Origin of the sequence: Halothiobacillus neapolitanus c2, assembly GCF_000024765.1 — a bacterium.
GTDB lineage: Bacteria > Pseudomonadota > Gammaproteobacteria > Halothiobacillales > Halothiobacillaceae > Halothiobacillus > Halothiobacillus neapolitanus.
Genome location: NC_013422.1, coordinates 2,080,665 through 2,093,394 on the forward strand (window position 1 = coordinate 2,080,665; position 12,730 = coordinate 2,093,394).

At 53.9% G+C, this 12,730-nt stretch carries 13 protein-coding genes; 5 read left to right on the top strand and 8 right to left on the bottom strand.

Annotated elements, in window-relative coordinates:
- Positions 1-23 precede the first annotated feature (23 nt).
- The 5 genes from HNEAP_RS09675 to hflD are packed head-to-tail and all read left to right on the top strand — an operon-like array spanning position 24 to position 4,689.
- Positions 24-1,247, top strand: a complete 1,224-nt coding sequence (locus HNEAP_RS09675; RefSeq protein WP_012824799.1) for an ATP-grasp domain-containing protein — start codon at positions 24-26, stop codon at positions 1,245-1,247.
- A gap of 4 nt (positions 1,248-1,251) precedes the next feature.
- Positions 1,252-2,367: a phosphoserine transaminase gene (locus tag HNEAP_RS09680; protein ID WP_012824800.1), complete on the top strand. Its 1,116-nt coding sequence runs from the start codon at positions 1,252-1,254 to the stop codon at positions 2,365-2,367.
- A 53-nt stretch (positions 2,368-2,420) separates the two neighbouring features.
- Positions 2,421-2,894: an NUDIX hydrolase gene (locus HNEAP_RS09685; protein ID WP_012824801.1), complete on the top strand. Its 474-nt coding sequence runs from the start codon at positions 2,421-2,423 to the stop codon at positions 2,892-2,894.
- Positions 2,891-4,024: a tRNA 2-thiouridine(34) synthase MnmA gene (mnmA, locus tag HNEAP_RS09690; protein WP_012824802.1), complete on the top strand. Its 1,134-nt coding sequence runs from the start codon at positions 2,891-2,893 to the stop codon at positions 4,022-4,024. Before HNEAP_RS09685 ends, mnmA begins: the two co-directional genes overlap by 4 nt.
- Positions 4,025-4,059: 35 nt before the next feature.
- Positions 4,060-4,689, top strand: a complete 630-nt coding sequence (gene hflD / locus HNEAP_RS09695) for a high frequency lysogenization protein HflD (RefSeq protein WP_012824803.1) — start codon at positions 4,060-4,062, stop codon at positions 4,687-4,689.
- Between the two features lie 50 nt (positions 4,690-4,739).
- On the opposite strand, the gene HNEAP_RS09700 is transcribed toward hflD, so the two are convergent.
- From HNEAP_RS09700 to nuoH, 8 genes are all read right to left on the bottom strand, one after another.
- Positions 4,740-5,063 carry a DUF2818 family protein gene (locus HNEAP_RS09700; RefSeq protein WP_012824804.1) on the bottom strand — a complete coding sequence of 108 codons (324 nt, stop codon included), beginning with the start codon at positions 5,061-5,063 and terminating at the stop codon, positions 4,740-4,742.
- A gap of 77 nt (positions 5,064-5,140) precedes the next feature.
- The gene (gene nuoN, locus HNEAP_RS09705) at positions 5,141-6,598 is read right to left on the bottom strand and encodes an NADH-quinone oxidoreductase subunit NuoN (protein ID WP_041600423.1); all 1,458 of its coding nucleotides are present in this window, start codon (positions 6,596-6,598) and stop codon (positions 5,141-5,143) included.
- Positions 6,595-8,118 carry an NADH-quinone oxidoreductase subunit M gene (locus tag HNEAP_RS09710; RefSeq protein WP_012824806.1) on the bottom strand — a complete coding sequence of 508 codons (1,524 nt, stop codon included), beginning with the start codon at positions 8,116-8,118 and terminating at the stop codon, positions 6,595-6,597. Before HNEAP_RS09710 ends, nuoN begins: the two co-directional genes overlap by 4 nt.
- Positions 8,119-8,143: 25 nt before the next feature.
- Positions 8,144-10,102: an NADH-quinone oxidoreductase subunit L gene (gene nuoL / locus HNEAP_RS09715; RefSeq protein WP_012824807.1), complete on the bottom strand. Its 1,959-nt coding sequence runs from the start codon at positions 10,100-10,102 to the stop codon at positions 8,144-8,146.
- A 3-nt stretch (positions 10,103-10,105) separates the two neighbouring features.
- Positions 10,106-10,411 carry an NADH-quinone oxidoreductase subunit NuoK gene (gene nuoK / locus HNEAP_RS09720; protein WP_012824808.1) on the bottom strand — a complete coding sequence of 102 codons (306 nt, stop codon included), beginning with the start codon at positions 10,409-10,411 and terminating at the stop codon, positions 10,106-10,108.
- Positions 10,404-11,063, bottom strand: coding sequence for an NADH-quinone oxidoreductase subunit J (locus HNEAP_RS09725; protein WP_012824809.1), 660 nt, complete (start codon positions 11,061-11,063; stop codon positions 10,404-10,406). The genes nuoK and HNEAP_RS09725 overlap by 8 nt, the downstream gene beginning before the upstream one ends.
- 65 nt (positions 11,064-11,128) lie before the next feature.
- On the bottom strand, positions 11,129-11,617 hold the full coding sequence (gene nuoI, locus HNEAP_RS09730; protein WP_012824810.1) for an NADH-quinone oxidoreductase subunit NuoI: 489 nt from the start codon (positions 11,615-11,617) through the stop codon (positions 11,129-11,131).
- A 71-nt stretch (positions 11,618-11,688) separates the two neighbouring features.
- A complete protein-coding gene (gene nuoH, locus HNEAP_RS09735; RefSeq protein WP_049772589.1) occupies positions 11,689-12,711 on the bottom strand; it encodes an NADH-quinone oxidoreductase subunit NuoH in 1,023 nt (340 codons plus the stop codon).
- Between the last annotated feature and the right edge of the window lie 19 nt (positions 12,712-12,730).

Below are 12,730 nucleotides of genomic sequence, written 5' to 3' on the forward strand. Positions count from 1 at the left end.
GTGAGTTGAATGAGAATGAAGACATGACTGAAGAAGACCACGTGGACATTCCCTCCACCCCTTTCTTGGGGTTGGCTCCCTTTCTGAGAGCCAGCATCGAAGGGCAGGATTTGCAGGCATTTGCCAGAGCGGCTCTAGGCAACCTGAACCAATTCCCGCAGGATGCAAACCTCTGGATGAACCTGTCCACTTTGATGTTCAGTCTGGGGCAACGTGAATCCGCATTTGCCACGCTGAATCAGGGATTATCGCTACAACGCAGCTTTGAGATTCCTGCATTGGCGCAGCCGAGCAGCTTCAGCGTTCTTATGCTGATGGTTCCGGGTGACATCGCGGCCAATACACCGCTGGATTGCTTGCTCGAAGGCAGTGATATTGATCTGATTTGCCACTACTGCGCACTCGACGCGCTCCTACCCGACCCGTTACCGGCTCATGATGCTGTTTTCGTTGCGATAGGCGATGCCCCACAGCACCGCGCACTTCTGACCGAACTGGCCGCCGCGCTCCAAGCTTGGCCCGTGCGCGTGTTGAATTCCCCGCAAGCCATCCCGAATACCCAACGGGACACGGCCTGCCAGATACTGCAGGACATCCCGGGCTTACTCATACCGACGACGTACCGCACGTCCCGAGCACAACTGACAGCCATTGCCGAAACCTCACACACCCTATCGGTCATTGCCGCTGGCCTCGACTTCCCGCTGATCGTGCGCCCGCTCGACTCCCACGCCGGTCGTGATCTTGAACGCGTGGCAGATAGAGCTGCATTACAGCGCTATCTGGATCAAGTTTCCTCAACAGAGTTCTTCATCGCGCCCTTCATCGACTACAGCGGATCCGATGGCCTGTTTCGCAAGTTCCGCATCGCACTGGTCGATGGAAAACCCTTTGCCGTTCACATGGCTGTTTCCGCGCACTGGATGATCCATTACGTCAACGCGGGCATGTATGAAGATGCGGAAAAACGGCAGGAAGAAGCACGCTTCATGATCAATTTTGACGCATTCATCGCCCGACATGGCCAGGCGCTCGACATGATCGCGGAACGAATGGGGTTGGACTATGTCTTGTTTGACGGCGCCGAAACGCAAGCAGGAGATCTGCTTATTTTCGAAATCGATCATGTGATGGTCGTGCACGCCATGGACCCGGTTGAGTTGTTCCCTTATAAACGAGAGCCGATCCAGCAAATTCAGACCGCCTTTCGTCAGTTATTGGCAACATCCACCGCTGAAACGGGATAAACCGATGCCTTTGCAGCAAAATTTGAATAACGGCCTGAATTTCTCCGGTGGGCCGGGCGCGCTACCCGCAGCCGTCCTCGCGCAGGTTCAGAAATCCATTATGTGCGTGCCTGAGGTTGGTCTTTCCATTCTTGGCATCAGTCATCGATCCGACTGGTTCTTAGGCGTTGTGACAGAGCTTGAAAACAATATTCGACGCCTGCTGGGGCTCGATAAGTCCTACCACGTGCTGTTCCTGCAAGGCGGTGCGACCCAACAGTTTTCCATGGTACCCATGACCCTGCTGCACGGAAAAAACAAACACCCGGAATATCTGCATACGGGTTACTGGAGCGGTAAAGTGCTGGGTGAAGCCCGCAAAGAAACCAACCCGCATGTCTTGTGGAGTGGAGAGTCAGATGGTTTCCACAGGCTTCCTGCCAATGACGAGCTGGATTTTTCCGCCGACGCACCCTACCTGCATTATGTCTCCAATGAGACGGTCGAAGGGTTGCAGTTTCATCGCGTTTTGGGGCGAGACGATGTGCCGCGTGTCTGCGACATGTCTTCTGATTTCTTGTCCAAACCTTGCGAAGCCGAGCGCTTTTCCATCATCTATGCCCATGCGCAGAAGAATATCGGCCCGGCGGGTGTGACCGTCGTCCTGATTCGAGACGAATTGCTGCAGAACATGCCCGATAACCTTCCGGGTTGGCTGGACTATCGCAGCCATATCAAGGCTCATTCGAATTACAACACCCCGCCGGTTTTCGCCATCTACGTCGTCTTGCTCGTCACACGCTGGCTTTTGGACGACATCGGCGGGCTGAACGCCATGAACACACTCAATCAACGCAAAGCAGCCCTGCTTTATGAAGCACTCGATCAGAGCGACGGCTTTTATCTTGGGCGTGCAGCACGAACGGATCGTTCAGTGATGAATGCCGTGTTCAATCTCAAAACGCCGGAATTGGAGCAACGCTTCCTGTCTGCCAGCAGAGATGCCGGTTTCTCTGGCCTGTCCGGACATCGAGTCATTGGCGGGATTCGTGCGTCCATGTACAACGGGCTAGAACTCCAAGCCGTCGAGAAGCTGGTTGAGTTTATGTCGACTTTTCAGAAGAATGAGTCTTCGTCGTAACACTTATCGACCTCAGCACCCCGAGCTGGTCCGTCTGAGCGTATAATTTCGCTATGAATCCCATCACCCATCGCCCCCTGTCTGCCATTACCGTTGCTGGCATCATTTTTCGTGAGGAACGATTTCTGCTGGTAAAGGAATTGATTGACGGGCAAATCAAACTCAATCAGCCTGCCGGACACGTCGAACCGGGTGAAAGCCTTATCGAAGCCGTCAAACGGGAAGTTCTGGAAGAAACGCAACATCACTTCCACCCTGAGGCCTTATTGGGGGTTTATCACCATAATCCGGCTACGGGTCACAGAATCATGCGGGTAGCCATCATCGGCAGCGTCGACCCCTCACCCGATCTGTCTTTACCCCTGGATGCGACCATACAATCGATAGAATGGCTTACAAAAGAGGAAATCAGCGCAAGGCAGGCCGACCTTCGCTCGCCTTTCGTCCTGCGCTGCATCGAGGATTTCCAGCAGGGGCAATGCTTTGATCTTGCCGCGCTTCATTCCTTGACTGGAATAAAAACATGACGCAGAACACGCTTAAACGCCCGCAAGATACACGCGTGATTGTTGGCTTGTCCGGCGGGGTGGATTCCTCGGTTGCCGCCCTGCGTTTAATCGAAGCGGGTTACCAGGTCGAAGGCCTGTTCATGAAGAACTGGGAGGGTGATGACAACGACGAGTACTGCGCAGCCAAGGCCGATATGCTCGATGCGTTGTCTGTTGCCGATCGCCTCGGGATCGAGTTTCATTTTGTGAATTTCGCCCAGGATTACTGGGATCGGGTGTTCGCCCACTTTCTGGATGAATACCGCGCGGGTAGAACACCCAACCCCGACATCCTCTGCAACCGTGAAATCAAGTTTCGTGCGTTTCTCGATCACGCCCGAACGCTGGGCGCAGATTACATCGCCACAGGACACTATGCACGTGTCCAGCACGCGTTACCCGATGACTCGGGCGAAACGTGCCTATTGAAAGGACTGGATGCCAACAAGGACCAGAGCTACTTCCTGCATGCGCTCAGTAGGGAACAGCTTGCCTCGGCACTTTTTCCTATCGGTGAAATGGAAAAGCCCGAGGTACGGCGTATTGCCGAACAAGCGGGCTTCAAAACAGCAACCAAAAAAGACTCCACGGGCATCTGCTTCATCGGCGAACGTCGATTCAGCGAGTTCCTGAAGACCTACCTGCCGGCGCAACCGGGCGACATTGTTACCGTAGATGGCCAGGTTGTTGGTCAACATCAGGGCTTGATGTATCACACCATCGGTCAACGGCAAGGCTTGGGCATTGGCGGGCTGCGGGATCAGGGTGATCAACCCTGGTATGTCGCGGGGAAAAATCTCGGGGACAACACGCTTATCGTGGCTCAGGGGCAAGATCACCCGGCGCTATTTGCCCCCGCGTTGCGCGCCGGACAGATTCACTGGATCAATGATCCAACGAAGCTTGTTGGCCCCTACCCGCTTCGCCTGACTGCCAAGATTCGATACCGTCAACCCGATCAACCCTGCACAGTCATGACTATATCCAAAGACCAGCTCCAAGTCGTATTCGATCAGCCCCAACGCGCCATCACGCCGGGACAGTCCATCGTCTTCTATCACGGAGATGTCTGTCTTGGTGGCGCCGTGATTGAAGAAGCCGTAACCTGAGCCGCAACCCAACCATTCCTCCGAGCCGAAACCTCATGAGTACGATTGAAGACCAGACCATCGCCATTGCCGCGGTTTTGCAGTGTTGCCGACTTGTGCGCGAACTTGCCTACGAAGGTCGCATCGAACACGAGCACCTGATCGCCGCGAATATACAATCTCTGTTCAACTTCGACCCCAAGGATACGGCGGATACCTTCGGTGGCAATATCCATGACCTGAACCTAGGCCTTGAAAGCTTTCTGAAACTGCTTTCTGGTGGCGAGCGTCAGGCATCCGATACGGAAATCATCCGTTATGCCGTCAATCTGATCGGCGTGACCAAAGCCTTCATGAATGACTCAGACATGATGCGCAAGCTGCACCAACGGCTAGAAACCCTCAAACCTGCGTTTCTGGAGCATGGTGTGGATGATGCACTGATGACCGATCTCAACCAGCTGTATCGGGAAACCATCAGCACGCTGCCCGTTCGCATCGTCATCAATGGTGAAAAACGATTTCTTGAAGAACCGCGAATCGCCAGCCACATTCGTAGTCTGCTGCTTGCAGGCGTACGGGCGACCGTGTTGTGGCGACAAGTCGGCGGCACACGCTGGGCGCTGTTACTCCGTCGCGGTCAATACCTAAAAGCCGTGCGCAAGCTAAGCCTCGGACACGAATAGGCCCACGCGAAGTGGGCCCGGAAAACTGCTGATCTTAGGGAATCGGCTGCTTATCGAGCAGACACCAATTGCTTTTTGAGCTGGTACTGCCAGATAAACCCTGGTGAAGCCAATGTGGCGAACATGAAGAGTGTTACCACCCAGAATTCCCAAGGCTTGTGCTGAATACCGCCGATCTGATCTTCAAGGTAAAGCCCGATCCCGATCCCGACGGCATAAAGAACAAACCATTCCACGAGCCGAAACCAGAATGGCTTTCGCTGACCGGCCTTGACGACCGGAATCAGGACGAACAGGCGCTGATTGATAAAGGGCAGGTTAGCCAGCACCAACAGGGCGACTATGTATCCTTGAACCAAGGTCTCGTTAACCATCAAAACACTCCAGGGCCAATCTAAACGCCATTAATGCCATTCATCAAAATGGCAGGGCAAAGCCCATGTATCAAATCTTAAAAACCACCAAATGCGCGGGATGCCAAGCCAACCAGAGCGCCGGGGAAGATACCCAAAACAAGCACCAACAGTCCGCTCAAAGCAAGTACGCCGCGAACATTCCAGTCCGGATTGACGGGTGATTGGTCTGTTGGTGCGTCGAAGTAGACGAACTTCACAGCGCGCAGGTAATAGAACGCACCGATAACCGACATGACGACCGCATAAACCGCCAACCACCACATGCCAATACCTACGACAGCCTGAAGCACCGCAAGTTTCGCCCAGAAGCCCAGCGTGAACGGAATTCCCGCCATGGAGAACATCAACAGCAGAAACACGAAGGCCATGGTCGGGCTTCGGTCGTTCAAACCGCGCAAATCATCCAGGCTCTCCGCTTCATAACCCTGCTTGGCCAGCAGGAGAATCATGCCGAAACCGCCCGTGGTCATCACAATGTAAGCCAGGGTGTAGAACAGCGCGGCCGAATAGCCCACGTCTGTACCAGAGAGAATACCCAGCATCACAAAACCGACGTGACTGATGGTGGAATAGGTCAGCATCCGCTTGAAGCTGGTTTGAGCAATCGCGACGATGTTACCAATCGCCAGTGAGAGCACGACAGCCACGATCAAGACCGGTTGCCAGTCTGCAAAGGCACCACCCATGCCATCTACCAGCAGACGAATCACCATCGCCAATGCGGCGAGTTTGGGTGCCGTGGAGAGATACAGCGTGACGGCGGTAGGCGCGCCTTCATACACATCCGGTAACCACATGTGGAATGGGGCCACGCCGAGTTTGAAGATGGCGCCGACAACGATCAGCACCACGGCTGCCTTCAATGCCAGCGAACTGGAATCATGGCTCAATGCGGAGGCGATATCGGTCAACATGAGTTGACCACCGGTGACGCCATACAGCAGGGACATACCGTAAAGCAGTAACCCCGAAGCCAGTGCACCGAGAATGAAATACTTCATCGCCGCCTCGGAAGCACGACCATCGTCACGCTTGAATGCCGTCAGGGCGTACATCGACAGCGACATCAGCTCAAGGCCCAGATAAATCAAGAGCAGATGATTTGCGGAGATCAGGATTATCATGCCCAGCAAGCCGAACATCGCGAGCATGTAGTACTCGCCCTTGTCCATGCCTCGATCACGCAGGTACCCGCGCGACATGATCAACACGGCAGCAAGAGAGATATAAGAGGCCAGTTTCATGATGTCGGACATGGGGTCATTGACCACCATGCCACCAAAGCTCATACGAACCGTGGGCGACATCTGCATCAGCGTAACGATGAAGAGAACCACGAGGGTGAGCAATGAAAGCGCATAGCTCACATTCCGTCCGTGTCGTGGCATGAACGGATCAATCAGCAAAATCAGGCACGCCATCCCCGCGAGGATAATTTCGGGGAGTACCGGCATCAGATTCAAGGAGGTCAAATTCGGCATGTCGAGGTTCACAGTTTTGAGGTCAGCGCTTGTTGCGCGAGATGTTCAATCGTGGCGTGCATCAAGTCGAGCAGCGGATTTGGCCAGATACCGACCAGAATGATCAAGACGACAAGACTGCCCAGCATCCAGGCTTCTCGCTTGTTGACGTCCTTGAGTTTGGCCACGCCCTCGTTCTGAACGTCGCCGAAAATAACCCGCTTGACCATCCACAAGGTGTACGAGGCACCAATGATAAGCGTGAGCGCAGCCAGCAGGGCAATCCAGAAATTGGCTTTGAATGAGGCAAGAATAACCATGAACTCACCGACGAAACCGGATGTGCCCGGCAGGCCGACGTTCGCCATGGCAAACACCACGACCATCGCGGCAAACCAGGGCATGGTATTGACCACGCCACCGTAGGCAGAAATTTCCCGGGAGTGCAGGCGGTCGTACAGCACGCCGATCGAGAGGAACATGGCGGCTGAAATGAGGCCGTGGGAAATCATTTGCACCATCGCGCCTTCGAGTGCCAAACGCACACCGCTACCGCTGACATTCAGCGGGTTGGCCGCGATCATGAAGATCACGAACATACCCAGTGTCACAAAGCCCATATGAGAAATGGACGAATAGGCAACCAGCTTCTTCATGTCGCTCTGAACGAGGGCAACAAAACCGATGTAGACAATTGCGATTAGCGAGAAGGCGATGATCATGCTATCCAGCAATGCAGACGCATCGGGCGTAATCGGCAGCGAAAACCGCAGGAAGCCATACCCGCCGATCTTCAGCATAATGGCTGCCAGAATCACGGAACCGCCGGTCGGCGCCTCGACGTGCGCATCGGGCAACCAAGTATGAACCGGCCACATCGGGATCTTGACGGCGAACGCAATAAAGAACGCCAGGAAAATCAGCACCTGCTCGGTCAGCGTCAACGGCAGTTGCTGCATGTGCAGGATCGAGAAGCTGCCGCCCTTGAAGTACATGTAGATCAGCGCGATCAGCATGAACACCGAACCGAGGAAGGTATAAAGAAAGAACTTGATCGTCGCGTACACGCGCCGCGGACCACCCCAAATCCCGATGATGACGAACATCGGAATCAGCATCCCTTCGAAGAAGAAATAGAAGACGATGGCATCAAGCGCGGCGAAAGTGCCGTTCATCATGCCTTCCATGATCAGGAAGGCCGCCAGATATTGGTGCGCTTTCTCTTGAATAACTTCCCAGGCGGACACGATGACAATCACCGTCGTGAACGTCGTCAGGATCAACAGGGGCAAGGAAATCCCATCCACACCGAGGTGGTAATGGATACCGAACTGCGGAATCCAAGCAACTCGTTCGACGAATTGCATGGCGTAGGTATGGGTATCAAAGCCGGGTAACAAGGCAAGACTGAGCAAAAAGACAACAACCGAGCTGGCCAGAGCGAACCAACGGGCAAAGCGGGCACGACCCGCCCCAAACCACATCACGAAGATACCCGCGATAATCGGGAGCCAAACAATCAGGCTAAGCATCGGCCAAGAAGAAGGAAGCATTAAACCAGTATCCATTTACAAAAGGTCAACGTAAAAACACGATCCAGGTCATTAAACCGATCAAGCCCAAAATCATGACAAACGCATAGTGATAGAGATAACCCGTCTGAAGCTTGCGCCACTTCATGGCCGTTGCACCGATTACGCCCGCCGTACCATTTACCATCAGGCCATCGATGAGCCGTACGTCACCGATACGCCAGAAGCCACGCCCCAGCAACCGTGAACCGCCACCGAACACAGCGTTGTTGAAATCGTCAAAGCCGTAGGCACCGTCCAGAACTCGCTTCGGCCAGGCAAATACCTTGGCGAACATCGCTGGAAGCGAGCCGGGCATGATGAGATACATGACAGCGGAAAGCGCCACGCCAGCGATAGCAAGCCAGAAAACAGGGCTGTTCAGGCTGTGTCCCATCATGGCCAATGCGCCATGGTAATGCTCGTGCAGATTAGCCATCGCATCATGACCCGGCATAACCACAATCGCCTGTTCGAAGAAACCGGAGAACAAGAGCGGATCAATAGCGAAGAAGCCAACCAGTAATGCAGGTACGGACAACAGAATCAGCGGCACCGTGACCACTTTGGGTGATTCGTGCAAATGCGAACGCGTGTGCGCATCCATACGCTCCTTGCCAAAGAACACGAGGAAAAACATCCGGAAGGTATAGAAGGCCGTCACGAACACGCCCAGCAGCACTGCCCAATAGGCGAAGGTTGCGCCGGGTAGCTGGGAAGCATGAACTGCCAGGATGATGCTGTCTTTTGAGAAGAATCCCGATGTACCGGGGAAACCGATCAAGGCCAGTGAGCCGATCAGGAAGGTGATGAACGTGACCGGCATGTACTTCCACAGGCCACCCATCTTGCGGATGTCCTGTTCATGGTGCATGGCGATGATCACCGAGCCGGCGGCGAGGAACAGCAAGGCCTTGAAAAAAGCATGGGTCATGAGATGAAAAATCGCGGCAGAGTAAGCCGAAGCACCGAGCGCCACAGTCATATAACCGAGCTGGGACAGGGTTGAGTAGGCAATGACGCGCTTGATGTCGTTCTGAACGATGCCCAGCAACCCCATGAACAACGCTGTAATCGCACCAATCACCATAATAAATGACAGTGCCGCATCGGACATTTCGAACAGAGGCGAGAAGCGCGCCACCATGAAAATACCGGCGGTTACCATTGTCGCGGCGTGGATCAGGGCAGAAATTGGCGTCGGGCCTTCCATCGAATCAGGCAGCCACACATGCAAAGGCACCTGAGCCGATTTACCCATGGCGCCGATAAACAGCAGGATGGCAATCACGGTCGGCAACGACCATTCCACACCGGGCCAATACTCGACCTTTACACTGGCCAAGACAGGCAGGCGCTCGAAGAACGTGGCGTAGTCCAGCGTGTTGGTGTACATCAAGATGGCAGCAATACCCAGCAGAAAGCCGAAATCGCCCACGCGGTTGACAATGAAAGCCTTGAGATTGGCAAAAATCGCGCTTTCCTTTTTGTACCAGAAACCGATCAGCAGGTAAGAAACCAGCCCCACCGCTTCCCAGCCAAAGAACAATTGCAGCAGATTGTTCGCCATCACCAGCATGAGCATGGAGAAGGTGAACAAAGAAATGTAACTGAAGAAACGCTGGTAACCCGGATCATCGGCCATGTACCCGATGGTATATATATGCACCATCAGACTGACGCTGGTGACGACGACCATCATCAGAACCGTGAGGCGGTCGACCATGAAGCCAACATCGAAATGGAACGCATCCGTTGCCGCCCAGGTATACACAGTGGCGTCGTAGGTGGGCAACCCGCCCCAGACATGCATGTAAAAAGCGTACAAGGAGAGTATGAACGAGATTCCGACGCCGATATTGGTCACCCAGTGGGCACCGGCACGGCCGATCTGCTTTCCGAACAGACCGGCGATCAAGGCGCCGACCAATGGGGACAAGGCGATGATGAGATAGATTTTTTCCATACCTTAACCCTTCATCGCCGTCAGATCTTCGACATTGATGGTCCGGCGATTACGGAACAGCGTCACCAGAATGGCCAGGCCGATCGCTGCTTCCGCAGCCGCTACGGTTAACACGAAAAACACAAATACCTGACCATTGATATTGCCGAGAAAATGCGAGAAGGCGATGAAATTGACATTGACTGCCAACAGCATCAACTCAATCGCCATCAACAGGACGAGGACATTTTTCCGATTCAGAAAGATACCCGCTACGCTGATGGAAAAGAGGATGGCTCCGAATACCAAGAACTGGGACAGACTAATCACGGCGCTTTTCTCCCGATGAATTTGACTTGCCGTCGTCGGCCTCCGATACGACGGGTGTCGAGGAAACCATCTTCACCATGCGAACCCGGTCGTCTCGATTGACCTTCACCTGTTGATCGATGTTCTGGTAAAGAACGCCCTCACGCTTGCGATGTGCCAATGAGATAGCCGCAACAATCGCAACCAGCAAAATGAATGCCGCAATTTCGAAGGGATAGACATATTCGGTGTACAGAACCGACCCAAGAGCCAACGTGTTGGAGGTGCCTGCTGCCGCCGCGGTCGGCGCGGGATAATTCGCCAGACCAAAGGCATGAGAACCGACGATCAGGCCTAACTCGATCACCATCACCAGCGCAACAAAGACACCGACCGGCAAGTTGCGCACAAAACCCTCGCGCAATGGTGCCAGATTGATATCGAGCATCATGACCACAAACAGGAACAGCACCATCACCGCACCGACGTACACGAGCAACAGCACGATGCCGAGAAATTCCGCTTCCATCAGAATCCAGGTCAACGAGGTGGTGAAAAATGTCAGCACCAGGAACAGTGCCGCATGAACCGGGTTTTTAACCGTGACCACCCGTATGGCCGAAATGACGGCCGATGAGGCAAACACATAAAAGAGAAACTGATACAAAGTCATTCAAGCGTTCCTGATTAATTCCGGCTGTAATACCGACTGTTCATGACGAGTAATCACAACCAATCTCAACGGTACGGGGCGTCGGCCAGTCGATCGGCTGCAATCTGCGACTCTAGGCGATCACCAATCTCCAGCAGTTTTTCTTTCGTCATGATCTGCTCGCCGCGCGCTTCAAAGTGATACTCGAATACGCGAGTTTCGACAATCGAATCTACGGGGCAAGCCTCTTCACAAAAACCACAATAAATACACTTGAACAAGTCGATATCGTAGCGCGTGGTGCGACGGGTACCGTCTGCCCGCTGCTCAGATTCGATGGTAATCGCTAGCGCCGGACAGACCGCCTCGCACAGTTTGCAGGCAATGCAACGTTCTTCGCCATTGGCGTAACGACGAAGGGCGTGCAACCCGCGAAATCGCGGGGACATCGGGGTTTTTTCTTCGGGGTACTGCACGGTGAACTTTCGGCCAAAAAAGTACTTGCCGGTCACCGACAACCCCAGGAACAGTTCCCACAAAAACCAAGTTTTTACAAATTGTTTGAATGCGTTCATCGCCCATTACCTCTGGGTGTTATCTCGTGCCAAATCAAATTTGGTCAACCCGAGATCAGGAAAACCCAAGCTCAAGAAAACCAAGGCCCAACCTTGAAATACACCAACACACCCTCTACGAAAATCCAGACGATGGTTACGGGAATGAAGACCTTCCAGCCCAACCGCATGATCTGATCATACCGATAGCGTGGAAACGTAGCCCGGAACCACAAGAACAGGAACAGCAGGATCGCAATCTTGATAAAGAACCAGAAGATCCCGGGAACGAACCCAAAAACCGATTCCAGCGCGGTGCCCTGAAAAGGAGAAAGCCAGCCACCGAGAAACAACACGGCGGTCAGGGCCGAAATCAGGATCATGCTGGCATATTCGGCCAACATAAACAGAGCAAACGTAATGCCCGAGTATTCAACGTGGAAACCGGCGACGAGTTCCGATTCGCCTTCCGTGATATCAAACGGTGCGCGGTTGGTTTCGGCCACGCCGGAGATGAAATACACCACGAACATGGGCAGCAACGGCAACCAGTACCACGTCAGAATGTTGCCGGATTGATGCTCGACGATCTCGGTCAGGTTCAAACTCCGGGCCGCCATCAGCACACCCACCAGCGCAAAGCCCATCGCCAACTCATACGCAACCTTGTGTGCGGCGGAACGCATTCCGCCCAGCAGAGCGTACTTCGAGTTGGATGCCCAACCGGCCAGAATCACGCCATAGACACCGGCCGCACCGATCGCCAGCACGTACAGCAAGCCTGCATTGATGTTGGCAAGTACCCAGCCTTTATCGAAGGGGATGACCGCCCATCCGATGAAAGAAGCCACCAGAATCAACACCGGCGCCAGATAAAAAATGAATTTATTGGCGACGTTTGGGGTGATGATTTCTTTGAAGAGCAGTTTGAACACGTCGGCAAACGGCTGGAACAAACCTAACGGGCCGACCCGATTCGGGCCGATGCGCACCTGCATGTAACCGATGACCTTTCTTTCGAAATACGTCAGATAAGCCACGGCAATAACCAACGGGAGAAGGATGACCAGTACCCAGAGTGTATTGACCACCAGATATTGCCAGGATGGTGACATCCAGCCGATGACCGGATGT

Coding starts and splice junctions, on each gene's coding strand:
- HNEAP_RS09675 (WP_012824799.1), top strand. CDS start 24: ATGACTGAAGAAGACCACGTGGACATTCCCTCCACCCCTTTCTTGGGG.
- HNEAP_RS09680 (WP_012824800.1), top strand. CDS start 1,252: ATGCCTTTGCAGCAAAATTTGAATAACGGCCTGAATTTCTCCGGTGGG.
- HNEAP_RS09685 (WP_012824801.1), top strand. CDS start 2,421: ATGAATCCCATCACCCATCGCCCCCTGTCTGCCATTACCGTTGCTGGC.
- mnmA (WP_012824802.1), top strand. CDS start 2,891: ATGACGCAGAACACGCTTAAACGCCCGCAAGATACACGCGTGATTGTT.
- hflD (WP_012824803.1), top strand. CDS start 4,060: ATGAGTACGATTGAAGACCAGACCATCGCCATTGCCGCGGTTTTGCAG.
- HNEAP_RS09700 (WP_012824804.1), bottom strand. CDS start 5,063: ATGGTTAACGAGACCTTGGTTCAAGGATACATAGTCGCCCTGTTGGTG.
- HNEAP_RS09710 (WP_012824806.1), bottom strand. CDS start 8,118: ATGCTTCCTTCTTCTTGGCCGATGCTTAGCCTGATTGTTTGGCTCCCG.
- nuoL (WP_012824807.1), bottom strand. CDS start 10,102: ATGGAAAAAATCTATCTCATCATCGCCTTGTCCCCATTGGTCGGCGCC.
- HNEAP_RS09725 (WP_012824809.1), bottom strand. CDS start 11,063: ATGACTTTGTATCAGTTTCTCTTTTATGTGTTTGCCTCATCGGCCGTC.
- nuoI (WP_012824810.1), bottom strand. CDS start 11,617: ATGAACGCATTCAAACAATTTGTAAAAACTTGGTTTTTGTGGGAACTG.
- nuoH (WP_049772589.1), bottom strand. CDS start 12,711: ATGTCACCATCCTGGCAATATCTGGTGGTCAATACACTCTGGGTACTG.